A 22,462-nucleotide genomic window follows, 5' to 3' on the forward strand; every position below is an offset into this window, starting at 1 on the left:
TGGGCAGGAGTGTATCTTACTATTGGTAACTTACCAATCGTAGCTTGTGCCTCCGCCCGCCGGGCGCCGCGCACGCTGCCTCATCAAGGAGCTTGGACCATGAACGCAATTACCCACAAACCCGTCCTCATCATCGGCGGTTCCGGCGTCGTCGGCGCCCAGGGCGCGCACGCTTTGCGCCGCCTGCAGCCCGACCTGCCGATCGCCATCGCCGGCCGCGACCTGGCCAAGGCGGCGAAGGTCGCGGCCGAGGTCGGCCGGGCCGAAGCGGTGCGGGTCGACCTGGCGCGCGCCGACCTCGGGTTGGGCGACGAGGCCCGCTATGGCGCGGTGGTCGTGTTCGTCAAAGACGACAGCCTCAACACGCTCAAGTACGCCCAGCGCCACGGCCTGCCCTACGTCAGCACCTCCAGCGGCTCGTTCGAGATCGCCCCGGAAGTCGCGCGCCACCTGCGCCATCCCGGGCGTTCGCCGATCCTGCTCGCCAGCCATTGGCTGGCCGGCACCGCGACCTTGCCGGCGCTGCATTTCGCCCGCGACTTCCGCCGGCTCGACCGCATCGTGATCTCCGCCCTGCTCGACGACCAGGACATGGGCGGCCCGGCCGCGGCCGCCGATTACGAACGCCTGACCACCGCCGCGGCCGCGCAGATCCTCGATCAAGGGCGCTGGCGCTGGGTGCGCGGCGAGGAGGCGGCCGCCACCTTCGCCAGCGTCGACGGCACCGTGGTGGAAGCCGCCGCGTACTCGCCGATGGACGTGGTCAGCTTGGCCGCGGCGACCGACGCGCACTCGATCCGCCTCGACATGGCCCTGGGCGAAAGCGCCAGCCGCCGCCGCGGCGAAGCCTTCTCGACCGAGATCGTGATCGAGCTCGAAGGCGAACGTCACGACGGCACCCAGGCCCGCACTCGCCACGAACTGGTGCACCCGCAAGGGCAGGCGCCGATGACCGCGCTCGGCATCGCGCTCGGCGTCGAACGCCTGCTCGGCCTCGCCGGTGGCGAAGCGGTCACGCCGGGCCTGTACACGCCGGACCTGCTGATCGACCCGGCCTACCAACTGGCGCAGCTGCAGGCCTTCGGCGTGCAGGTCGCACAACGGCTGGCCGTCGAGATCCGCGCCGCCGCCTGACGCCACCTCGCCGTCGCTGCCGGTCATGCAGCGACGGTCCAGCGCAAACCACCCCATCCCCGGCCGACGTCCTGGCGACGTCGGTTGCGACCGCTTGCGGCCTCGCGCCGCACCCAGGACTCCGTCATGGATTTCTCGCGTTTCTTCATCGACCGTCCGATCTTCGCGGCGGTGCTGTCGATCCTGATCTTCGCCGCCGGCCTGATCGCGATCCCGCTGTTGCCGGTCAGCGAATACCCCGATGTGGTGCCACCGACGGTGGTGGTGCGCGCGGTCTACCCCGGCGCCAACGCCAAGGTCATCGCCGAAACCGTGGCCACGCCGCTGGAGGAAGCGATCAACGGCGTCGAGCGGATGATGTACATGAAGTCGGTCGCCGGTTCCGACGGCGTGCTGGTCGTCACCGTGACCTTCAAGCCCGGCACCGACGCCGACCAGGCCCAGGTGCAGGTGCAGAACCGGGTCAGTCAGGCCCTGGCGCGTCTGCCCGAGGACGTGCGGCGCCAGGGCGTGACCACCCAAAAGCAGTCGCCGACCCTGACCATGCTGGTGCACCTGATCTCGCCGGACGGCAAGTACGACTCGTTGTACCTGCGCAACTACGCGACCTTGAAGCTCAAGGACGACCTCGCGCGGCTGCCCGGCGTCGGCCAGATCCAGATGTTCGGCAGCGGCGATTACGCGATGCGGATCTGGCTCGACCCTAACCGCATCGCCGCGCGCGGCCTGAGCGCGGGCGACGTGGTGCGGGCGATCCGCGAACAGAACGTGCAGGTCTCGGCCGGCCAGCTCGGCGCCGAGCCCATGCCGAACCGCAGCGAGTTCCTGATTCCGATCAACGCCCAGGGCCGCTTGCACAGCGAAGCCGAGTTCGGCGGCATCGTCATCAAGAGCGGCGAGGGCGGCGAACTGGTGCGGCTGTCCGACGTGGCCCGCATCGAACTCGATGCCGGCGATTACAGTCTGCGTGCCCAGTTGGACAACCAGGACGCGGTCGCGATCGGCCTGTTCGAGGCGCCCGGCGCCAATTCGATCGGCCTGTCGAACGCGGTGCGCGCGCGCATGAGCGAACTTGCGGAAACGTTTCCGCCGGGGCTGGAATACCGCATCGTCTACGACCCGACCGTGTTCGTGCGCGATTCGATCAAGGCGGTGGTCACCACGCTGCTGGAAGCCGTCGCCCTGGTGGTGCTGGTGGTGATCCTGTTCCTGCAGACCTGGCGCGCCTCGATCATCCCGCTGCTGGCCGTGCCGGTGTCGGTGGTCGGCACCTTCGCCGCGCTGTACCTGCTCGGCTTCTCGATCAATACCTTGAGTTTGTTCGGCCTGGTGCTGGCGATCGGCATCGTCGTCGACGACGCGATCGTGGTGGTGGAAAACGTCGAACGCAACATCGAAGAAGGCCTGACCCCACTCGCCGCGGCGCATCAGGCGATGAAGGAAGTGTCCGGCCCGATCGTCGCGATCGCCGTGGTGTTGTGCGCGGTGTTCGTGCCGATGGCGTTCCTGTCGGGCGTGACCGGCCAGTTCTACAAGCAGTTCGCGGTGACCATCGCCATCTCGACGGTGATCTCGGCGATCAACTCGCTGACCCTGTCGCCGGCTCTCGCCGCGAAACTGCTCAAGCCGCATGGCGCGGTGAAGGATGTGCCGACGCGCTTGATCGAGCGACTGTTCGGCTGGCTGTTCCGCCCGTTCAACCGCTTCTTCGCATCGAGCTCGCAGAAATACCAGGGCGCGGTCTCGCGCGCGTTGGGCAAGCGCGGCGCGGTGTTCGCGATTTATGCGCTGCTGCTGGTCGGTAGCGGCCTGATGTTCAAGGCGGTGCCGGGCGGGTTCATCCCGACCCAGGACAAGCTGTACCTGATCGGCGGGGTGAAGCTGCCGGAAGGCGCTTCGCTCGCACGCACCGATGCGGTGATCCGCAAGATGAGCGCGATCGCGATGTCGACCGAGGGCGTGTCGGCCTCGGAAGGCTATCCGGGCCTGAACCCGTTGCAGTTCACCAACACTCCCAACACCGGCACCCTGTTCTTCGAACTCGATGGTTTCGGCGAGCGCGAACGCAGCGCCGAGGCGATCAACGCCGAGCTCAACGAGAAGTTCGCGGCCTTGCAGGAAGGCGCGGCGTTCTCGTTCATGCCGCCGCCGATCCTCGGCCTCGGTGCCGGTTCGGGCTATGCCTTGTACATCCAGGATCGCAGCGGCCAGGGCTACGGCGAGTTGCAGAACGCGCTCAACGGCTTGAGCGGCGCAGTCGCGCAAACCCCGGGCATGGGCTATCCGATCAGCACCTACCAGGCCAACGTGCCGCAGCTCGACGCGCGCGTCGACCGCGCCAAGGCCAAGGCCCAGGGCGTGCCGCTCGACGAGTTGTTCGAAACCTTGCAGACCTATCTGGGCTCGGCCTACGTCAACGACTTCAATCGCTTCGGCCGCACCTACCAGGTCATCGCCCAGGCAGACGGCGCGCACCGCGACAGCATCGAGGACATCGCCAACCTGCGCGTGCGCAACGTCGACGGCGCCATGGTGCCGCTGGGCTCGATGGTCAGCCTGGGCGAAACCTACGGCCCCGACCCGGTGATCCGCTACAACGGTTACCCAGCCGCCGATCTGGTCGGCGAATCCGATCCGCGCCTGCTGTCGTCGAGCGAAGCGATGCAGTCCCTGCGCGAACTTGCCGACAAGCACTTGCCGAACGGCATGGCCATCGAGTGGACCGATCTGAGCTATCAGCAGGCGACCCAGGGCAACGCCGCGTTGATCGTGTTCCCGCTGGCGGTGTTGCTGGCCTTCCTCGCGCTCGCGGCCTTGTACGAAAGTTGGACTCTGCCGCTGGCGGTGATCCTGATCGTGCCGATGACCCTGCTGTCGGCGCTGTTCGGCGTATGGCTGAGCGGCGGCGACAACAACGTGTTCGTGCAGGTCGGCCTGGTCGTGCTGATGGGGCTGGCGTGCAAGAACGCGATCCTGATCGTCGAATTCGCCCGCGAGTTGGAACTGCAGGGCCGCGGCATCGTCGAGGCGGCGCTGGAAGCCTGCCGCCTGCGTCTGCGCCCGATCGTCATGACCTCGATCGCCTTCATCGCCGGCACCGTGCCGCTTCTGATCGGCCAGGGTGCCGGCAGCGAAGTGCGCGCCGCCACCGGCATCACCGTGTTCGCCGGCATGCTGGGAGTGACCTTGTTCGGCCTGTTCCTGACCCCGGTGTTCTATGTGGCGTTGCGCAAATGGGTTGCACGGGGCGCAGCGGCGCCTGGCCCTGCGGTTGCGGCGCATGTGGCGGCCAGCCGATGAGGCTGCAACGCGCCTGCTCCAGGGTAGGAGCGGCGCGAGCCGCGACCGCGGTGCTTGGGTTTCGCGACCTCACGGCCATGGGGCTGGGCATGGCGGATCGCGGCGTTTGCGGGGCGCGGCTTGATCCCCGGCCTCGGCCGGAATGGTCACCGAATTGATCGTCGTCACAGAAGCGACGCGCGGCTGCAACATCTGCAACATGGGCTATGGATGATGGCGGGTCGCCAGACGCTTCCGGGATGCCGTACCGATGACCGACCCGCAACGCCGCCGCTTCCTGGTCGGGCTCACCGTGGGCGGTGCGGCGACGGTCGCCGGGCCGTTGGCGCTGTGGCGCTGGAGCGGCGGCCACGGGCACAGCCTGGGTTCGGGGCCGGCACCGAAACTGTCGGAGTTGGCGCCGCAGGCGCGCTTTGTGCAGCCGCTGCGTTTGCCCGGCGCCGACGGCCTGCTCGCCGAAGTCGATCTGAAGCAGCCGCTGCGCTTGTTGGCGCAGACTCTCAACATGGGCTTGTTCCCAGGCCCGGCGACTTCGCTGTGGGCCTATACCGGCCGGGTCGGTGCGCGCGAGGTCGGCAATCCGCTGCTGCACGCGCGCCGCGGCGATACGGTCGAAGTGGAACTCGATAATCGCCTCGCCGAGGCGACCACGATTCATTGGCACGGGCTCAGCATCGACGAGGCCAACGACGGCAGCGGCCTGCATCCGGTCGCGCCCGGCGCCCGCCGCAGCTATCGCTACCGCGTCGATAACCGCGCCGGCCTGTACTGGTATCACGCTCATCCGCACGGCCGCACCGGGGCGCAATTGCAGCGTGGGTTGGCCGGCTTGTTGTTGGTCGAGGACGAAGAAGAGCGCACGTTGCGGCAGCGTTTGGGCATGCGTTGGGGCGAGCGCGATCTGCCGTTGATGATCGCCGACAAACAGGTCGGCGCCGACAACGCGATCTTCTACAAGGACGGCGCCGACGATTGGATCGGCAACCGTGTGCTGATCAACTGGACGCCCGAGCCCTACCTCGACGTGATTCCGGCCTGGTATCGCTTCCGTCTGGCCAATGTCGCCAATGCGCGCATGCTGCGGGTGGCCTTCGTGCAGGGCGACCAGGTGTTGCCGATGCAGTTGATCGGCACCGACGGCGGCCTGCTCGGTCAGGCTTGGCCGGTCGACGACGTGTTTCTCGCGCCGGCGCAGCGCATCGACGTGCTGGTCGACTTCGGCGCGCTCACGCCCGGCCAGCGGGTGATGCTGCGCAGCCTCGATTACGTGGCCATGGAGAACGAGGACGAATCCGGCGCCTTCCTGCCCGATCCGATGGCCGATCATCCCGGCGCCACGCCGATGGGTGCCGCGTTGGATCTGATGGAACTGCGTCTGATCGATTGCGCGATCGAGCGCAGGCCGCCGGCGCGACTGCCCGACTTGAGTGCCTTGTCGAAGATCGACCCGTTGCCCGATACCGCCGACTGGCCGGTGCGCGCTCTGCGCTTGCGCATGGATGAGGCCGGGCGCTGGTTCATCAACGACTGGAATTTCCACGACAGCGGCCACGAGCCGGCGTTCTCGGTGCGCCGCGGCAGCCGCGAGGTCTGGGAAATCCGCAACAGCATGACCAGCATGCCGCATCCGATCCATCTGCACGGTTTCCAGTTCCGCGTGCTCTCGCGCAGCATCAGCCCGCCGGATATCCGCGGGCGCCAGGTCGCGCCCGGCGGACTGACCGCGCAGGACTTGGGCTGGAACGACACCGTCGTGGTCTGGCCCGGCGAGATCGTGCGCCTGGCCATCGACTTCGCCCAGCCGCTTACTGGCACGCATCGCTACATGCTTCATTGCCACAACCTCGAACACGAGGACATGGGCATGATGCTGACCTTCGCGGTGACCGACTGATTACCATCCCGATCGATGCCCTGCATTACGGAGTTCCCATGCGCCACGATTTCCTGCGTCCGACCCTGCTCGCCGCTGTCCTGGGGCTGGCCGCGTGCACGCCGCCCGCGAGCGGCCCGAGCAAGGGCGATGCCGCCAGCGAGGGTGCCGGCACGGCGTTGACCGCGGCCGAGCTCGAGAGCGAAAAGGCCCGTATCAGTTACATCGTCGGCCGCGATTTCGCCCGCAGCATCGAACCGATCCGCGGCGAACTCGATCAGCGCATCGTGCTGCGCGCGATCCGCGACGCCCAGACCGGCGCACCGTTGTTGTTCGACGAGGCGCAGAGCAAGAAGATCCGCGAAGGCTTCAGCGAGCATCTGCGCAACAAGCGCGACGGCGAGCTGAAGCAGCTCGCGGCGCGCAACCTCGAAGCCGGCGAGGCCTTCCTGAAGAAGAACGCGAAAGTCGATGGCGTGGCCAGCACCGCCTCGGGCCTGCAGTACCAGATGCTGCGGGCCGGCAAGGGCGCGCACCCGAAGGCCAGCGACACCGTACGCGTCAACTACGTCGGCCGCTTGCTCGACGGCAGCAAGTTCGAGAGTACCTACGACACTGATCATCCGGCCGAATTCGTCCTTGCCCAGGTCATGCCGGGCTGGACCGAAGCCGTGCAGCTGATGACGCCGGGCAGCCATTACCGCTTCTGGATTCCGGCCAAGCTCGCTTACGGCGAGCAGGGGCTGCCTGGGCAGATCGAACCCAATGCGACCTTGGCGTTCGAGATCGAATTGTTGGAGATCGCAGGGCAAGGGGCGCCGACGCAGGGCGAGTGAGGCGAGAGTGGCTGGACTCGTTCTCTGATCGTGACGCGCGGCTGTCGCATGCTGAAATTCCGTTTGCCTCTCCAGGTGTTCTCGCGAGCTCGTCGCTGCGCCAAGCTCGTCACGGCAAAGGCAAAGGCAAAGGCAAAGGCAAAGACAAAGGCAAAGGCTGTTGCTGTTGCTATTGCTGTGCGCCGTCCCGCACTAGCGAAGGCAATGGAAGGCCCGGAGGGCGGCGCGCAGGGATGCGCGCCGCTTTTCATCGGGACAGGGATGTCCCGTATGAAAAAGCCCTGCGTATGCACCGCTCGTGCGGGCCTGTGATTCAAAGAAAAGCATTTTTCTTTGGTTACCTTTCTTTTGTTGCTTATGACAAAAGAAAGTAACCCGCCGCTTTAGTGGCGGAAGCTCTTGGCGTTTGATCTAGATCTTTGAGAAGCCTCAAGCAAGAGCAGAGCTTCCGTCCGCTGACGCGGCCGGGTTACTTTCTTTTGCTAAGCCCAAAAGAAAGGTAACCAAAGAAAAGGGCTCTCCTTGCAAGGGCACAGGCCACGAGTGCGATGCTGTCGCCGGGATTTTTCGATAAGACGTCCCTGTCTTATCGAAAAACGGCGCACGTCCTGTGCGCCGCCCTACGGGTCTCCACTTGACCGGTAAAACGGCAAAGCAGATCAACATCTCGGCAACGGCAACGGCAACGGCAACGGCAACGGCAACGGCAACGGCAACGGCAACGGCAACGGCAACGGCACGACCGACATCGCGACTCGTGAGCGGAGGAAATACCTGTCGTGTGCTGCTTTTTCCTTGCGACGGCACGCCGCTTCGACGGATGGCTTCGGCGTTGTTTCTTCTGCGCCTCCCTTGGTCGCGGCTTGCGCCGCTCCTACCCCCGCGAAGGTGCGCCGCTTCGATGGATGACTTCGGCGTTGTTTCTTCTATGCGTCCCGTGGTCGCGACTCACGTCGCTCCTACAGAGGAAGGATTCGCGCGCTCCTACCGAGTAGTTGCAGAGCTCGCTGCGGTCGAGGCCCCGTGCCAGCGGCACGGATCGAATATCGACAGAAAGCACATTGTTTTCACCGATTTCGGCGACCGCCCGTCGGCCAAGCAATGATTTGTGACGGCAGCCGCATGCGCCATCGCAACCGGCGCGGAATCCGTCGCAATCGTGTAGTCGTTTAGCGGCCACACTCCGCAGCGTTCGTGGTCCGCCCGGACCCGCACCCGCCCGCCATCACCGTTACGGAGACAGCCAGTGAACCCCATGCTCAAGGGCCTGCCCGCCCAGGGCGCGATCGCCTCGTTGTTGATCGCCGCCGTTTTCGCGCCCGCATCGGCCAGCCAGCGCACGCTGCAGTTGTCCGAGGACGACACCCTCAGCAAGCCGGTGCCGGCGCCCAAGGCCACGCCGCTGGCCAAGGCCGCTGCGCTCGACCGCGTTTGCGAAAGCGGCGCCAAGTGGATGCGCCTGGGGTTCAAGCAGCTCAACCTGAGCGGCTACGACTCGCTGGTGCTGACCAGCAACGGCGGCGACCGCCTGGTATTCGAAGGCCGGCACTGGAACGATCGCAGCTTCCACACCCGCGCCCTGCGCGGCGACTGCGTCGACATCAAGCCCTATTTCAGCCAGCCCGACAGCGCCTTCCAACTCGACCGCTATGAATACAGCACGACGGCGCTGGAACTGGCGAGCGTGGTCGTGGCCGGCGCCGGCGACATCTGCGATACCAGCGGTACGGCCTGCAAGGGCACCTCCGACTTGATCGTCTCGATCAACCCGACCGCGGTCTTCACTGCCGGCGACAACGCTTACGACAGCGGCACCCTGAGCGAGTTCAACAACCGCTACGCGCCGACCTGGGGCCGCTTCAAGGCGCTGACCAGCCCGTCGCCGGGCAACCACGAGTACTACACCAGCGGTGCCAGCGGCTACTTCGATTACTTCAACGGCGTCGGCAACGCCGACGGCCCGGCCGGCAATCGCAGCAAGGGCTATTACAGCTGGGACGTCGGCGACTGGCATTTCATCGCCTTGAACACCATGACCGGCGGCACCGTCTCCTCGACCCAGATCACCTGGCTCAAGAACGATCTCGCCGCCAACACCAAGCCCTGCACCGCGGCGTATTTCCATCACCCGCTGGTGAGCCGCGGCAGCTATAGCGGCTACAGCCAGGTCAAGCCGTTCTGGGATGCGCTGTATGCGGCCAAGGCCGACCTCGTGCTGGTCGGCCACGATCACAACTACCAGCGCTACGGCAAAATGAACCCCAGCCAGGGCGCGGCCAGCGACGGCATCCGCCAGATTCTCATCGGCACCGGCGGTCGCGCCTTCTACGACGTCGACGGCAGCCATGCCTCGCTGGAAGCCAGCAACGACAACACCCATGGCGTGCTCAAGCTGACCCTGACCGCGACCGGCTACACCGGCGATTTCGTGCCGCGCGCGGGCAGCAGCTATACCGATCATTTCACCGGCACCTGCAACAAGGGCGGCAGCCCGTCGCAGTCGCTGACCCTCAATGCGGTGCGCGACGTCACCGTCAAATCCGGCGGCAGCCGCGACAACAGCTCGGTGCTGTTCGCCGACGGCAGCGACGGCGGCCAGCAATTGCGCGGCCTGATGGGCTGGAATGTCAGTAGCGCGGCGGGCCTGAACCTCACTGCGGCGCAGGTGAAGCTGCAGGTCAGCGACCGTTCGACCGGCGTCTACGACTTGTACCAGGTGACGACGAGCTGGAGCGAAAGCAACGCCACCTACAGCGGCGCCACGCTCGGCAGCAAGCTCGGCTCGGTCACCCCGAGCGCGACCGGCGCGCAGTACGTCAGCCTCAATGCCACGGGTCTGCAGTTGGTGAAGAACTGGGCCGCGGGCACGGTCGCCAACCACGGCGTGATCCTGGTGCCGGCCTCCGGCGTCACCGACGGTGTCGACTGGTCATCGCGCGAAGGTTCGAACGCTCCGCAATTGTTGCTGAGCTACACCACGCCCTGAGCCCGCTGCGCTGAAGCAGCCGCTCTGCCGGCGCAGCGCATCCGCGGCCGACGAAGGTATCGTCGGCCGCTTCGATGGACATCGCAGTGTCTTCGCTGCCATCCGGCCCGCGGCGCCCGCAGCGAGCCTGCGGGCGCCGCCGTTACCGGCGACTGCGCCGGCGATTCGCGTTGCGGCAGATCGAATACCTATCGATGGATGCTGCGGATCAGCTCATTGCCGGCAACAACGTACGAGAGCCGACGCCGGCGCCGATCATGAGCTTGACCGATTCCTTGATCCGATCCGCGCCGCCGAGTTTGACCGCGGCGATCAGACGTTCGCCGATGGTCTTGCTCTCGTCGGTGGAGTGCGCCTGCGCGCCGAGCACCGCGAAACCTTTCTCGGTCAGGCGATAGCGCAGGGCCATGTGGACGAAGGCCACACCGTTCAAGGACTCTTTCACGCAGGCGCTGCTGCGCAGATAGCCTTCGTCGAGCAACCATTCGAACGTGGCGCCGCAAGCCAGTATCGCGGCCGCCATGTCTTCGCGATTGGCCGGGTCCAGGCCTGGGATATGTCGCGCCGATTCCTCGGCGTTGAAGCGGGCTACGACGGGATGCTGTTCTAGCGCCGCTGCACAGATGCGCGCAGTGGCAATGCTGAAAACTTCGATATTTTTCATTGATGACGCCCCCTGACGTCCTTGCTATTTACGAGAGGGTTACGTCAACGCCGTGTGATGGGAAAAACGCGTAAAGATCTGAATATCAAGATGATTTATTGATGCGCGTCTCGTTGAATCTGTGATTGCGGATGTGCAGGCATCAACAATCTGACCCACCGCGACAGATGCGCGCCAACAGCGGCACCCGCGCTGGCCCACAGCGTCACGTACGCCGTGCCACGCGCACAAAACGGCACAACTCCGTCGCAATCGGCGGCCTCAGGATTCCGTCGGGAGCAGCTCGATCACGGTGTCGATCGCGTCGGGCAGCTGCTTGGGCAGCTCGACGATCAACTGCCGGCCCTCGCGACGCGTCGTCAGCGCCGAGCCGCCATCGAGCAGGCGCGCCCGGCGCGCGCCGTCGATATCCAGGCGCAAGCGTCCGTCGGCCGGCCGTTCGAACACGTGCAGGTACATGCGGTCCGGTTTCGCGGTGATGCGACCCCAGGCGACCGCATCGAGCGGGCTGGCCTGGGTGGCGTAGACCGATTCGCCGTTGCGGCGCAGCCAGGCGCCGATCTGTTCGAGTCGGGTCGCGCTGGCCGTGGGCACGCTGCCGTCGGCCTCCGGCCCGATGTTGAGCAGGAAGTTGCCGCCCTTGCTGGCGGTGTCGACGAGGTTGCGCACCAACTCGCGCGTCGATTTCCACTGGTCGTCGAGCGCGCTATAGCCCCAGGTGCCGTTCATGGTCATGCAGGCTTCCCAGTCGACGCCGGCCATGCCCTGCGCCGGGATCGCCTGTTCGGGGGTGGTGAAGTCGCCGTGCGCGCGATCGAACCAACGCAGACTGCCTTGCGGATCGTCGTAGCCGAGCGAGCGGTACAAGCGGTTGTTCATGACGATGCCGGGTTGCGCGGCGCGCACCATCGTCATCAACTCAGCGGCGCGCCAGGTCTCGCCTTCCGCGCCGGGATTGGAATAGTCCCACCACAGCACGTCGATCGGGCCGTACTGCTCGACCAGCTCGCGCACCTGCGCCTGCAGGAAATCCTGATAGGCCTTGAGGTTCGCGCGCTGTGCGTAACCCGGGTCGTCGCGGTCGGTGGTCTTTTCCAAGGGGTGCGGCAGCGGGTGTTCGAGGCGGGCGAAATCGCGATACGGATAGGCCGGGTGATGCCAGTCGATCACCGAGTGATACAAGCCCACCTTGAGGCCTTCGGCGCGCGCGGCGTCGACGATCTCGCGGACCAGGTCGCGGTCGACCGCGTCTTTCGCATCGAAACGCGTGACCGCGCTGTCGTGCAGGGCGAAGCCTTCGTGGTGTTTGCTGGTGAACACCAGATACTTCGCGCCGGCGTCCTTGGCCAGTCTCGCCCATTCGCGGGCGAAGCCGGGCTTCGGCTTGAACAGCGGCAGCATCTGCCGTGCGTACTCGTCGGTCGGCACATGCGCATTGCGCTGGATCCATTCGGCCGAGCCCTTGATCGGCTCGCCGTTCCAGCGCCCGGCTGCGCCCGAGTACAGGCCCCAGTGCACGAACATGCCGAAGCGTGCCTCGCGCCACCAGCGCATGCGCGCGTCGAACGCGGCCTGGCTTTCGCTCGGCGCCGCCACCGCGGGTGCGGGAGCGTCGGCAGCCGGCCTCGCCGCCGCGGCGATGCCGCAGGTCGCCGACAAGGCGCCGAGCAAGGCAGCCGAGAGCGCCGCCCGATGGAGCATGCGGTGAATCGAACGACGGCGACGCGTAAACGACATGCTCTTGCTCCGACGGTAACGAACCGCAGGCATCGAAGCAGACCGATGGCGATGCGGTCAACCGTTATGCGTCGTCGATCCGCCGTCGCCATCGCGAAAGCGATAGAGCTTTTGACGCAGACGCGAATCTCCAAAAAATTCCAATGCCTGTCCAGGCATCGCATAAGCATGCGCGTGGATTCGAATACGCACGCGGATTCATCGGCCGATGCCTGTGAGCGACGCGCGACTGCGACTAGACTCGGGTCATCGAACACCGCCGCGGACCGCATCGGTCGCGGCCGCAACGCGAGGAGTTCCATGGATCGACGTCGTTTCCTGATCGCCGGTAGTGCCGGCGCCGTGACCTTGAGCGCCGCGCCGGCCGCCCTGGCCGAACTCGAAGCGCACGATGCGAAGCCCGCGGCCGGGGTGCGGCCGCGGCCGACGCCGCAGCAATTGGCCTGGCAACGCGAAGAGTTGGCGCTGTTCGTGCATTTCACCGTCAACACCTTCACCGACCGCGAATGGGGCGAGGGCGACGAAGACCCGCAGGTGTTCGCGCCGACGCAGCTTGATGCCGGGCAGTGGGCGCGTGCGGCCAAGGCCGGCGGTTTTCGCAGCCTGATCCTGACCGCCAAGCATCACGACGGTTTCTGCCTGTGGCCGACCGCGACCACCGCGCACAGCGTGCGCAGCAGCCCGTGGCGCGACGGCCGCGGCGACCTGGTGCGCGAGTTCGTCGATGCCTGCCGCGCCGAAGGCCTCGGCGTGGGGTTCTATCTGTCGCCGTGGGACCGCCACGAGCCGCGCTATGGCAGCGGCCGGGCCTACGACGATTTTTATATCGCGCAGCTGACTGAGTTGCTGAGCGGCTACGGCCCGGTGGTCGAGGTCTGGTTCGACGGCGCCAACGGCGAAGGCCCGAACGGCAAGCGCCAGGCCTACGACTGGCCGCGCATCCACCGCACCGTGCGCGAGTTGCAGCCCGATGCGATCGTGTTTTCCGATGCCGGCCCCGACGTGCGTTGGATCGGCAACGAACGCGGCGTCGCTGGCAGCACGTGCTGGGCCTCGGTCGACCCGGCGCGCGTGCCCTATGCCGGTTTCGACCGCCCCTGGGTCGGTGAAGCCCTGCAGCAGGGCGATCCTTACGGTTCGGTGTGGCGCCCGGGCGAAACCGATGTTTCGATCCGCCCGGGTTGGTTTTGGCATGCGGCCGAAGACGCGAAGGTGCGTAACGCGCAGCAGCTGATCGACCTGTACTTCAGTTCGGTGGGTCGCAACAGCAAGCTGCTGCTCAACGTGCCGCCGACCCGCGAAGGCCGTTTCCACGCCACCGACGTCGCCAACCTGGCCGCGTTCGGACAGCGCCGACAAGCCTTGTTCGCCGGCGGCAATCTGCTCGCCGGGGCGCGGTTGCGCGCGAGCGCCAGCGCCGACGGCCATGCGCCCGCACGCGCGCTCGACGGCGAGGCGGATTCGTATTGGGCGCCAGCCGGCGATGCGCGCAGCGGCTGGATCGAATTCGAACTCGAACGCGAGATCGAATTCGATCTGCTGTGCCTGCAGGAAGCGATCGCTCACGGCCAGCACATCGCCAACCACCGCGTCGAACACTGGCGCGACGGCGCGTGGCGGCCGTTCGCCTGGGGCACGACGATCGGCTACAAGCGCCTGGAGCGGTTCGACCCGGTGCGCACCCGCCGCCTGCGGGTGAGCATCGAACACGCTTACGACACGCCGCGCCTGGCGAGCGTGGCCGTGTATCGCAGCCCGGCTTGAATGCCGGTGTGAACGCGGGGCCTCGCTTCAAGGGTAGGAGCGGCGCGAGCCGCGACCAACCGAAGCGATGTACGCAAGCGTGATGGCCGAGGCCTGGATAGCCGAAGCCATCCGCGTCTATGCGGCTTCGGGTGCTTGCGTGGCATTCGGCTGCTTCGGCTGGTCGCGGCTCGCGCCGCTCCTACCCTGAAAGCGGGCGCAGGAAGGATGCCGTCCCGAAAACTGAACTGAAATTCAGCCGCACCCGTGCTAAGGTGCGCCCCAGAAGGGGAGTAGCTCCCGCTGTCGTATCGTCATTACGGGCTTACCGCCCCGGTGCGACAGGCGTCCGGACCTTGGATCGATCGATCCGGCCGTACGCGGGCAAGACCTTCGCCGCCAGCGGCGAAGCGCCCATCCTCCCCGATTCCTTCCGGATGAATGACGCCTCGCGGCTGCGGTCGCGCAGTCCGCCGTCAGCTTTTCATCTCCGGGAGAACCACATGCAAACCATCGGAAGTCCGATGCTCTGGGGCGCGTTCGTCGCCTTCGTCGTCGTCGCCTTGCTCGTCGATCTGGTGCTGATGCGCCACGGCGGGCCGCACAAGGTGACCTTCAAGGAGGCCGCCTGGTGGAGCGTCGGCTGGATCGGCCTGGCGCTGGCGTTCAACGCCGGCCTGTGGTGGTGGGTGACCCAGCAGTCCGGCGCCGAGATCGGCAACCGCATCGGCCTGGAGTTTCTGACCGGCTATCTGGTCGAGAAATCGCTCGCGGTCGACAACATCTTCGTGTTCCTGATGCTGTTCTCCTATTTCGCCATGCCCGAGGAGCAGCGCCAGCGGGTGCTGGTGATCGGCGTGCTCGGCGCGATCGCGTTGCGCGCGATCCTGATCTTCGCCGGCGCGCTGTTGTTGGCGAAGTTCCACTGGATCTTGTACGTGTTCGGCGTGTTCCTGGTGGTGACCGGGATCAAGATGTTGCTCGCCGCCGGTAAGGCGCCCGACCTCGACAGCAACCCTTTGCTGAAGTGGATGCGCAGCCATTTGCGCCTCACCGACGGCTACCACGGCGCGGCGATCTCGATCCAGCGCGACGGCCAGCGTTGGTATACGCCGCTGTTCGTGGTGATCGTGTTGATCGGCGTCACCGACGTGATTTTCGCCGTCGACTCGATCCCGGCGATCTTCGCGATCACCGAAGACCCCTTCATCGTGCTGACCTCGAACGTGTTCGCCGTGCTCGGCCTGCGCGCGATGTTCTTCCTGCTGCAGGGCATGGCCGACCGCTTCCACCTGTTGCCCTACGGTTTGGCCCTGGTGCTGGTATTCATCGGCACCAAGATGCTGCTGATCGACGTGTACAAGGTGCCGATCCTGGTCTCGCTGCTTGGTGTCGCCGCGATCATCGGCGCCGCGATCGCCCTGAGCCTGCTGCGGCCGGCGCCGGCCAAGACCGACTCGAGCGACTCGACCGAGGTCTGATGCGGCGGGCCCGATCGCAAGCATCGGGTCATGGCGGACGGCGGCGCCGATGGCTACATTGGCGTCGCCGTCTTCGTGAGGGGTAAGACATGGCCCGCACTGCCGCCACCGAGGTTGTCGCCAAGGCGACCCGCACGCCGTCCGCGAGCAAGCGGGCGGCTTCGGCTGCGACAGCGCCGCCACCGCCGCTCGCCGAACGCCTGGCCGATGCGTTGGCGCAACTGCGCGCCGCCTCCAGCATCAGCCATCGCGATGGTTTGGCGCGCTATGCGATCCCCACCGAGCGCGCCTTCGGCGTGCCGATGGCGTCGATCCAGGCCATCGCCAAGCGCCTCGGCCGCGACCGCGAACTCGCCGAGGCCTTGTGGGGCAGCGGCTGGTACGAAGCGCGCCTGCTCGCGTCCTACCTCGACGACCCGGCCGAAGTCAGCGCCGCGCAGATGGACCGCTGGGGCCGCCAGTTCGACAACTGGGCGGTGTGCGACACCGTCTGTTTCGCCTTGTTCGATCGCAGCCCGCATGCCTGGCGCAAGATCGACCAATGGGCCGGGCGTCGCGACGAATTCCTCAAACGCGCGGCGTTCGCGCTGCTGGCCAGCAAGACCGTGCACGACAAGGCCGCGCCCGATGCCGCCTTCCTGCACGGCCTGGAACTGATCGAAGCCGGTGCCGGCGACGAACGCAACTTCGTCAAGAAAGCCGTCAATTGGGCCTTGCGCTCGATCGGCAAACGCAATGCCGTGCTGCACGCCGCCGCGCTTGCGGTGGCGAAACGCTTGGCCGCTTCCGAAGACGCCGCGCCGCGCTGGGTCGGCAAGGACGCGTTGCGCGAACTCAACAGCGCGGCGGTGATCGCCCGCGTCGCGGCCAAGGCCGCCCGTGCGCCGGTACGGAAGGCCGCGACGAAGGCGCCGCGCGACAACAAGTAGACGCGGCGCCAGGCCGCGACGGCTCAACTGCGCCGCCATTTCTCCGCCACGCCCTTGAAGAAGCTGTAGCAGAAGGTGCCGTCGGCGCGGGTGGTGCGGCGCAGGTCGGCGAGGCCGGCGTCGAACGCGGCCGGCGTGCTCAGCCCGGCCGCGATCGCGGCATCGCGCACGCCTTCGACCATCGCGCAGAAAGTCTTGTCGGTGAACCCATCGACGAGGGCGGGACGGCCCGCATCGGCATAGACCATGCGCGGCGACACCGCGACCCGGTCGAAGCCGACCGCGACCAGCAGCGGATACAGGCTGCGGCCGATCAGGGCGTTGCCGCCGGCACGGCGTTGCAGTTCGACCTGGCAATCGATCGTCGCGCGCGCGGCGGCGCTGTCGGGGTGGAAACAGATCGTGCCGTGGTCGCCTTCGATCACGGTAATCGTGCCGCCGGGCTTGAGCACGCGGTCTAGCAAGGCCAGGGCCGCGAGCGGGCGCGCCAGGTGTTCGAGGACGAAGCAGACGAATACGTGATCGAAACTGCCGTCCGCGAACGGCAGCTCGAACAGATCGGCCTGCAGAAACTCGACGTTGTCGAGGCCAGCCGCGTCGGCGCGTCGGCGCGCTTCGTCGACCGACTCGGCGGAACGGTCGATCGAGGTGAACCGCGTTCTCGGGCTGCGCCGGGCCAGGGTCAGGGTCTGGGCGCCGACGCCGCAGCCGACTTCGAGCACGCGGCTGCCGGGTGGATAAACGGTATCGGCGTGCAGCAGGTCGGCGAGGGTGCCGGCCTGATCCTGCAGGCGTGCGTGTTCGCGCGGGTGATAACCGTGGACGTAGTTGGAAGTCATGGCGGCGGTATCGAGGATGGAGACGGCAGTCTCGTGCGGCCTCGACCGCGCGTCTTGAAGCTTATTGCGGCGGTGCGGCGCCGTCGTTGCGCGGCCGGCGAGCCGATGCCGCCCGCTGCCAGGCGCCCGGGGTGAAACCGAACTGGCGCGCGAACGCACGCGTCATATGGCTTTGATCGGCGAAGCCGCTGTCGGCCGCGGCATCGGTCAGGCTGCGGCCGCGCCGGATCAGGTCGCGGGCGCGTTCGACCCGTTGTTGGACCAGCCAGGCATGCGGCGGCAGGCCATAGGCGCGCTGGAAGCGGCGCAGGAGTTGGTACTTGGTCAGCCCGAACGGGGCCGCCAGTTCGTCCAGGCTCGGCGCCTGCTGCGGGTCGTCGGCGAGCCGTTCGCGCACCTGGGCGAGGTCGGCCGACACCGCCAGCGCCGGCGCCTGGGTGCTGTGACGTTCGAGCAGTTGTGCGCAGACCCGCACCAGGGCTTCTTCGCAGGCCAGGCCGTCGTCGTCGTGGGCCTGGCCCTGGTTCCAGCGGTCGAGACCGGCGAACAAGCGCATCAGCAAGCCCTGCAATCGGGCGTCGCGGATGACCGGGCGGACCAGTTCCAGCGAACCCGCCGACGCCAGCGACGGCGCAACGCAGGGCACGCTCATCGAATGCATCAGCTGGGGGTCGAGGTAGAGCATGCGCCAGCGCCGCGCGCCGCCGAGCGGGCGGCCGTCGTGCACCTCGCCGGGGTTGGTCGTGATCAGGTCGCCGGCGCGGGCATCGACTTGGCCGCGTCCGCTCGCCGAGCTCTGCGCGCCGCGTTCGAGCAGGCCGAGGCCGTAGGTCGCATGCCAATGGCGGCCGAACTCGCGCGCGCTGTCGATCTGGGTGCCGTACAAGCCGGCCCAGGGCGAGGCGGTGACGCGGCAGCGATGGTCGGGGGCGGCGGGCATGGCCCAAATCATCGCATCCCATCGCACCGCGCTGCCGGCTCCGCGCCGCGCCGATGCCAGCGGTAAAGCCGCCATTCCATGCCGACGCCGGCTTGGGGGGCAGCGCCGCCATGACACGGCCTAGGGACCGCCCTAGCGTTCGCCGCCGCCCCGCCGGTGCTACGGTCCCCGCCAAACGACTTTCGCCCGAACCTGAGCGGACCACGCCATGAGCTTCATCAATTTCCTCGATTCCGTTTCGCGCGCCGTGCAGCAGCTCGCGACCCAGCCGGCCGCGCCGGTGCACGTGGTCCAGCGCCACGAGACCTTGCCCGAAATCGCCGCGCAGCACCGCGGCACGGTGCCGCAGGAGGTCTACGAACAAAGCCTCAAGGACGCCAACCCGCAGGTGTTGAATTGGGAGGCGCTGTACCCGGACACGCCGTTGCAGTTGCCGCCCGCGCACGACGGCGAGGCCGATCCGGTGCTCCATGCCGCCGCGCCGGCCCAGGCCGACAAACCGGCGCTATCGCCGGAAGCGCAGCGCGTCGACGCCGCGCTCAAGGCTGACAGCCAGCAGTCCACGCCGCAGACCCAGGCCGAGTTGAAGGCTGCGATCCAAGCCGAGATGAAGGCGCGTTTCCAGGTCGAGTTCGACGCGCGCCCGACCGGCGCGATCTACGACACCAAGGCGATCGCCTCCTACGGCGACAGCATCGCCGCGCGTCACGCCGACGATCCGGCGGCGCAGGCGAGCATCAAGGCCACGGTCAAGGACATCAGCATCGACCACGAAGTCGAATTCGCGCTGATGGTCTCCGGCGGTGGCGACGCCAAGTCGGTGATGTCGATCCTGAAGTCGCAGTGGGCCTCGATGTCGCCGGAAGCGCAGGCGCGCTTGTCGACCAGCCCCGAGCTGGGCCGCTTGCTCAACGACAAGGTCGAGCCCTACGTAGCGGCGCCGTACGCGAATTTCAGCAGCGACGACCCGCGCGAACAGCGCGTGCCGGCCAACGAGGCGGCCAAGCGCTTGGCCGAACTGGTCGACGGCCTGCCGCCCGAGCTCGCCAATGCGGTGGTGACGCAGAACCTCGACACGGTGATGCGCATCGTCGAGGTCAAGCCGATGTACGCCGGCGAGAAGTTCGGCGGCAGCTCCTACGCCGACATGGCGCGCGTGGTCGGCGCGCTCGGCGATACCGAAGCCGGCAAACGCATGCGCGCCGACATCGCCAGCATGTACCTGGCCAAGCCCGAGGCGCTGCGCGGGCAGTGGGTGCCGTTCTCGGAAAACATCTCCAACTCGATCCGCGACGGCGCCAGCCCGGCGCTCGCCCTGGAGATGGCCCAGCAGCTCAAGAGTCAGGGCTTGAACGAACAGGCCGGCGTGTTCCTGCGCGGCATCAGTCACGGCGCCGAGTTGCTGCAGGGCAAGATCGACGCCGACCTGAAGGAATACCAGTCGATGATGGGCGAGCTCGGTCGCCTGTTGAAGTACTCCGAAGGCCTGCCGCCGGAGGCGATCTCGCAGGCGGTCGACAAATACCTGGCCGGCAAGGGCAAGACCGATCCGGGCTGGCTGGAGAAATTCCACGGCCTCGAAGACCGCCTGACCGCGAACGCGAACGTGCTCAAGGACACCCTGGGCGGCTTGAACGCATTGCCCGAGGACCTCAAGGCGACGTATCCGGACCTCGGCAAGGAAATGCAGGCGGTGGCCAACAACGACTCGGTGCTGCAGGCCTTCGGTCTGGCTGCCGCGCGCGATCGCGACTTCCTGATCGGCGCCGAAGCCGATGCGGCGACCAAGCTGTTCGACGTGACCAAGGTCTCGAAGGAGGGCGCCGAATACCTCAAGCGCCTGGCCAACGACGGCATCCAGCAGGCGGCGCTGAAGGTCTTCTCCGACCTCGATTCGTCCGACCCGACCAGCATCGCCAACGCCAAGACCCAGCTCGAATCGCTGAGCACGCGTTACGCCAGCCTGCTCGGCAAGGACTCCGAGCAATACCGCGAAGCGATCCGCGCGCTCGAAGGCCTGACCTCGGTACCGGCCGGCGACACCGCGGCGATGGAGGCCCAGCTCAAGCAGTTCAACCAGGCGTTGAGCGGTATCGACGGCTTCAACGCCAACCAGCCCGCCGGCGTGACCTTCCGTTCGCTCGGCGTGGCCGCGGCCGGCCTGGCCTTCGCCAAGTCGAGCAGCGACCTGATCAGCGACCCGGGCTGGGCCAATGCGGTCGGCGCCTTCGCCGATGCGGCGGGCTTGGCCAAGGACGTACGCGATCTGATGCACCGTCCGGGCAGCATCCCGATCGACGCCGATTCGGCGTTGGTCGACAGCCACGCCCGCGCCGGCGTGCGCTTCGAGAACTGGAACCGAGCGCTGGGCCTGCTGTCGGCGACCGGCGACATCGCCAAGATGGCCGACGCCCTGCTGTCCGACCGCCCCTACAAGGAGGCCGAAGCGGCGTTGTACGGATTGGGTGCGACCGGCACGGTGGTCATGACCTTGTCGAGCGGTCCGGTCGGCGCCATCGTCGGCGCGGTGATGATCGGCGTGTCGGTGTTCGGCCAGTCGGCTCTGGCCGACGGCCGCGACAAGGACGCCAAGATCAAGGGTTCGCAGGAGTTCCTGCAGAACGCCGGTTTCGACGCCGATGCGGCGCGGATCATGGGCGATCTCGGCGAGGACGAGCACTACCAGTCGATCCCGGTGGTGCCGCTGATGATGGAGTACGGCAAGCGCGACGGCCTGGGCACCGGCAAACCGATGACGCCGGAAGAGACCATCAAGGCGATCAACGACATGCCGCCGGATCAGCTGCAGGTCATGGTCAACCGCTTGCGCATCGCCGCGCGCTGACGCCGATGAGCGGATCGCGACGGCCGCTGCGGCCGTCGCGATCGGTCGAGCCGTACCGCTGCGATCAGGGCGTCTGTGCGGGTTCCGCCAGGGCCTCGTCCTGGTAGATCGCCACGTGCGGCACGCCGTCGGCGCCGATCCAGCCGCGGTACATGCCTTCGGTGTTGAAGGGCAGGGCGAAACGGCCGTCGGCGCCGAGCGCGATCGCGCCGCCGTCGCCGCCGGCCTTCGGGATCGCCTCGTTGATCACCGCCTTGGCGGCCTCGCCGATGCTCTGCCCGGCGTACTGCACGCGCGCGCAGATGTCGTAGGCGGCGACCGCGCGGATGTAGTACTCGCCCCAGCCGGTGCCGGACACCGCGCAGCGCGCATTCGCATAGGTGCCGGCGCCGATGATCGGCGAGTCGCCGACGCGGCCATAGCGTTTGTTGGTCATGCCGCCGGTCGAGGTGCCCGCGGCGAGGTGGCCGTCGGCATCGAGCGCGACCGCGCCCACTGTGCCGAAGTGCTTGGCGGTTTCGACATCGGCGTGGGCCTTGCCCGAGGCCTCTTCCTTGAGCGCCTTCTGCAACTGCTGCCAGCGCTTCTCGGTGCGGAAATAGGACGGATCGACCAAGGTCACGCCCTGTTCGCGGGCGAAGGCTTCGGCGCCGTCGCCGACCATCATCACGTGCTTGGATTTCTCCATGACCGTGCGCGCCAGCAGGATCGGGTTCTTGACCCGGTGCACGCCGGCGATCGCGCCGGCGCGCAGGCTGGCGCCGTCCATCACGGCCGAGTCGAGTTCGTTTTGGCCGTCGTGATTGAACACCGCGCCGCGCCCGGCGTTGAACATCGGCGCGTCCTCGAGCACGGTGATCGCGGCGGTGACCGCGTCCAGCGCCGGCTTGCCGGCCTTCAGCTGCGCATGGCCGGCGCGCAAGGCCTGTTCGAGCGCGGCGCGCGCCGCGGCTTCGTCGGCCGGGGTCATGCCGGCGCGTTCGACGCCGGCGCCGCCGTGGATCACCAGCACCGGTTTGGCCGCTTTGGTTTTGTTCGCCGGTGCCTCGGCGGCGTGGGCGAGCGTCGCCGAGCCGAGCAGCAGCCAGGCGAAACAATGATGACGCAGGGCAGTTTGCATGTTCGGCTCCGTACGGCGTGCGGCGAGGGGGCGAG

Annotated in this window: 15 protein-coding genes; 10 read left to right on the forward strand and 5 right to left on the reverse strand. The window is 67.2% G+C overall.

Annotation, left to right across the window (positions count from 1 at the left end; translation table 11 throughout):
- Positions 1–99 precede the first annotated feature (99 nt).
- The 6 genes from GLA29479_RS16795 (at position 100) to GLA29479_RS16815 (ending at position 10,129) form a co-directional block, all read left to right on the forward strand.
- Entirely contained in the window at positions 100–1,134 is a 1,035-nt protein-coding gene (locus tag GLA29479_RS16795; RefSeq protein ID WP_057919474.1) for a hypothetical protein, read from the forward strand.
- A 126-nt stretch (positions 1,135–1,260) separates the two neighbouring features.
- Positions 1,261–4,434 (forward strand): efflux RND transporter permease subunit, encoded by a 3,174-nt coding sequence (locus GLA29479_RS16800; RefSeq protein WP_057972281.1) that lies wholly within the window; start codon positions 1,261–1,263, stop codon positions 4,432–4,434.
- 250 nt (positions 4,435–4,684) lie between these two features.
- Complete coding sequence (locus GLA29479_RS16805) at positions 4,685–6,328, forward strand: multicopper oxidase family protein (protein WP_057972282.1); 1,644 nt, start codon at positions 4,685–4,687, stop codon at positions 6,326–6,328.
- 38 nt (positions 6,329–6,366) lie between these two features.
- Positions 6,367–7,143, forward strand: a complete 777-nt coding sequence (locus GLA29479_RS16810) for an FKBP-type peptidyl-prolyl cis-trans isomerase (RefSeq protein ID WP_057972283.1) — start codon at positions 6,367–6,369, stop codon at positions 7,141–7,143.
- Positions 7,144–7,191: 48 nt separating this feature from the next.
- The gene (locus GLA29479_RS24745; RefSeq protein ID WP_144436579.1) at positions 7,192–7,455 is read left to right on the forward strand and encodes a hypothetical protein; all 264 of its coding nucleotides are present in this window, start codon (positions 7,192–7,194) and stop codon (positions 7,453–7,455) included.
- Between the two features lie 943 nt (positions 7,456–8,398).
- Positions 8,399–10,129, forward strand: a complete 1,731-nt coding sequence (locus GLA29479_RS16815; protein ID WP_057972284.1) for a DNRLRE domain-containing protein — start codon at positions 8,399–8,401, stop codon at positions 10,127–10,129.
- 208 nt (positions 10,130–10,337) lie between these two features.
- Here GLA29479_RS16815 and GLA29479_RS16820 read toward each other — a convergent pair whose 3' ends face one another.
- Both GLA29479_RS16820 and GLA29479_RS16825 read right to left on the reverse strand, forming a co-directional pair.
- The gene (locus GLA29479_RS16820) at positions 10,338–10,793 is read right to left on the reverse strand and encodes a hypothetical protein (protein ID WP_144436581.1); all 456 of its coding nucleotides are present in this window, start codon (positions 10,791–10,793) and stop codon (positions 10,338–10,340) included.
- 261 nt (positions 10,794–11,054) lie between these two features.
- Positions 11,055–12,530, reverse strand: coding sequence for an alpha-L-fucosidase (locus GLA29479_RS16825; RefSeq protein ID WP_169795686.1), 1,476 nt, complete (start codon positions 12,528–12,530; stop codon positions 11,055–11,057).
- 300 nt (positions 12,531–12,830) lie between these two features.
- On the opposite strand from GLA29479_RS16825, the gene GLA29479_RS16830 reads away from it, so the two are divergent.
- From GLA29479_RS16830 to GLA29479_RS16840, 3 genes are all read left to right on the forward strand, one after another.
- A complete protein-coding gene (locus GLA29479_RS16830; RefSeq protein WP_082638762.1) occupies positions 12,831–14,294 on the forward strand; it encodes an alpha-L-fucosidase in 1,464 nt (487 codons plus the stop codon).
- 482 nt (positions 14,295–14,776) lie between these two features.
- Positions 14,777–15,754 carry a TerC family protein gene (locus GLA29479_RS16835; RefSeq protein ID WP_057919465.1) on the forward strand — a complete coding sequence of 326 codons (978 nt, stop codon included), beginning with the start codon at positions 14,777–14,779 and terminating at the stop codon, positions 15,752–15,754.
- 89 nt (positions 15,755–15,843) lie between these two features.
- The gene (locus GLA29479_RS16840) at positions 15,844–16,683 is read left to right on the forward strand and encodes a DNA alkylation repair protein (protein WP_057972286.1); all 840 of its coding nucleotides are present in this window, start codon (positions 15,844–15,846) and stop codon (positions 16,681–16,683) included.
- Positions 16,684–16,706: 23 nt separating this feature from the next.
- Here the strand turns inward: GLA29479_RS16840 and GLA29479_RS16845 are convergent, their stop codons facing one another.
- Both GLA29479_RS16845 and GLA29479_RS16850 read right to left on the reverse strand, forming a co-directional pair.
- Positions 16,707–17,522 (reverse strand): methyltransferase domain-containing protein, encoded by an 816-nt coding sequence (locus GLA29479_RS16845; RefSeq protein WP_057972287.1) that lies wholly within the window; start codon positions 17,520–17,522, stop codon positions 16,707–16,709.
- A 61-nt stretch (positions 17,523–17,583) separates the two neighbouring features.
- Complete coding sequence (locus tag GLA29479_RS16850; RefSeq protein WP_057973239.1) at positions 17,584–18,462, reverse strand: AraC family transcriptional regulator; 879 nt, start codon at positions 18,460–18,462, stop codon at positions 17,584–17,586.
- A 208-nt stretch (positions 18,463–18,670) separates the two neighbouring features.
- Here GLA29479_RS16850 and GLA29479_RS16855 point away from each other — a divergent pair, with 208 nt between their 5' ends.
- On the forward strand, positions 18,671–21,307 hold the full coding sequence (locus GLA29479_RS16855) for a LysM peptidoglycan-binding domain-containing protein (RefSeq protein ID WP_057972288.1): 2,637 nt from the start codon (positions 18,671–18,673) through the stop codon (positions 21,305–21,307).
- A gap of 64 nt (positions 21,308–21,371) precedes the next feature.
- On the opposite strand, the gene GLA29479_RS16860 is transcribed toward GLA29479_RS16855, so the two are convergent.
- A complete protein-coding gene (locus tag GLA29479_RS16860; protein ID WP_082638763.1) occupies positions 21,372–22,427 on the reverse strand; it encodes an isoaspartyl peptidase/L-asparaginase family protein in 1,056 nt (351 codons plus the stop codon).
- Positions 22,428–22,462: the final 35 nt, after the last annotated feature.

The organism is Lysobacter antibioticus, from assembly GCF_001442535.1.
In the GTDB taxonomy this organism is placed as follows: domain Bacteria; phylum Pseudomonadota; class Gammaproteobacteria; order Xanthomonadales; family Xanthomonadaceae; genus Lysobacter; species Lysobacter antibioticus.

Excerpts from the sequence above, each read along its gene's own strand:
- GLA29479_RS16795 (WP_057919474.1), top strand. The coding sequence starts at position 100 with ATGAACGCAATTACCCACAAACCCGTCCTCATCATCGGCGGTTCCGGC.
- GLA29479_RS16800 (WP_057972281.1), top strand. The coding sequence starts at position 1,261 with ATGGATTTCTCGCGTTTCTTCATCGACCGTCCGATCTTCGCGGCGGTG.
- GLA29479_RS16805 (WP_057972282.1), top strand. The coding sequence starts at position 4,685 with ATGACCGACCCGCAACGCCGCCGCTTCCTGGTCGGGCTCACCGTGGGC.
- GLA29479_RS16810 (WP_057972283.1), top strand. The coding sequence starts at position 6,367 with ATGCGCCACGATTTCCTGCGTCCGACCCTGCTCGCCGCTGTCCTGGGG.
- GLA29479_RS24745 (WP_144436579.1), top strand. The coding sequence starts at position 7,192 with ATGCTGAAATTCCGTTTGCCTCTCCAGGTGTTCTCGCGAGCTCGTCGC.
- GLA29479_RS16815 (WP_057972284.1), top strand. The coding sequence starts at position 8,399 with ATGCTCAAGGGCCTGCCCGCCCAGGGCGCGATCGCCTCGTTGTTGATC.
- GLA29479_RS16820 (WP_144436581.1), bottom strand. The coding sequence starts at position 10,793 with ATGAAAAATATCGAAGTTTTCAGCATTGCCACTGCGCGCATCTGTGCA.
- GLA29479_RS16825 (WP_169795686.1), bottom strand. The coding sequence starts at position 12,530 with ATGTCGTTTACGCGTCGCCGTCGTTCGATTCACCGCATGCTCCATCGG.
- GLA29479_RS16830 (WP_082638762.1), top strand. The coding sequence starts at position 12,831 with ATGGATCGACGTCGTTTCCTGATCGCCGGTAGTGCCGGCGCCGTGACC.
- GLA29479_RS16835 (WP_057919465.1), top strand. The coding sequence starts at position 14,777 with ATGCAAACCATCGGAAGTCCGATGCTCTGGGGCGCGTTCGTCGCCTTC.
- GLA29479_RS16840 (WP_057972286.1), top strand. The coding sequence starts at position 15,844 with ATGGCCCGCACTGCCGCCACCGAGGTTGTCGCCAAGGCGACCCGCACG.
- GLA29479_RS16845 (WP_057972287.1), bottom strand. The coding sequence starts at position 17,522 with ATGACTTCCAACTACGTCCACGGTTATCACCCGCGCGAACACGCACGC.
- GLA29479_RS16850 (WP_057973239.1), bottom strand. The coding sequence starts at position 18,462 with ATGCCCGCCGCCCCCGACCATCGCTGCCGCGTCACCGCCTCGCCCTGG.
- GLA29479_RS16855 (WP_057972288.1), top strand. The coding sequence starts at position 18,671 with ATGAGCTTCATCAATTTCCTCGATTCCGTTTCGCGCGCCGTGCAGCAG.
- GLA29479_RS16860 (WP_082638763.1), bottom strand. The coding sequence starts at position 22,427 with ATGCAAACTGCCCTGCGTCATCATTGTTTCGCCTGGCTGCTGCTCGGC.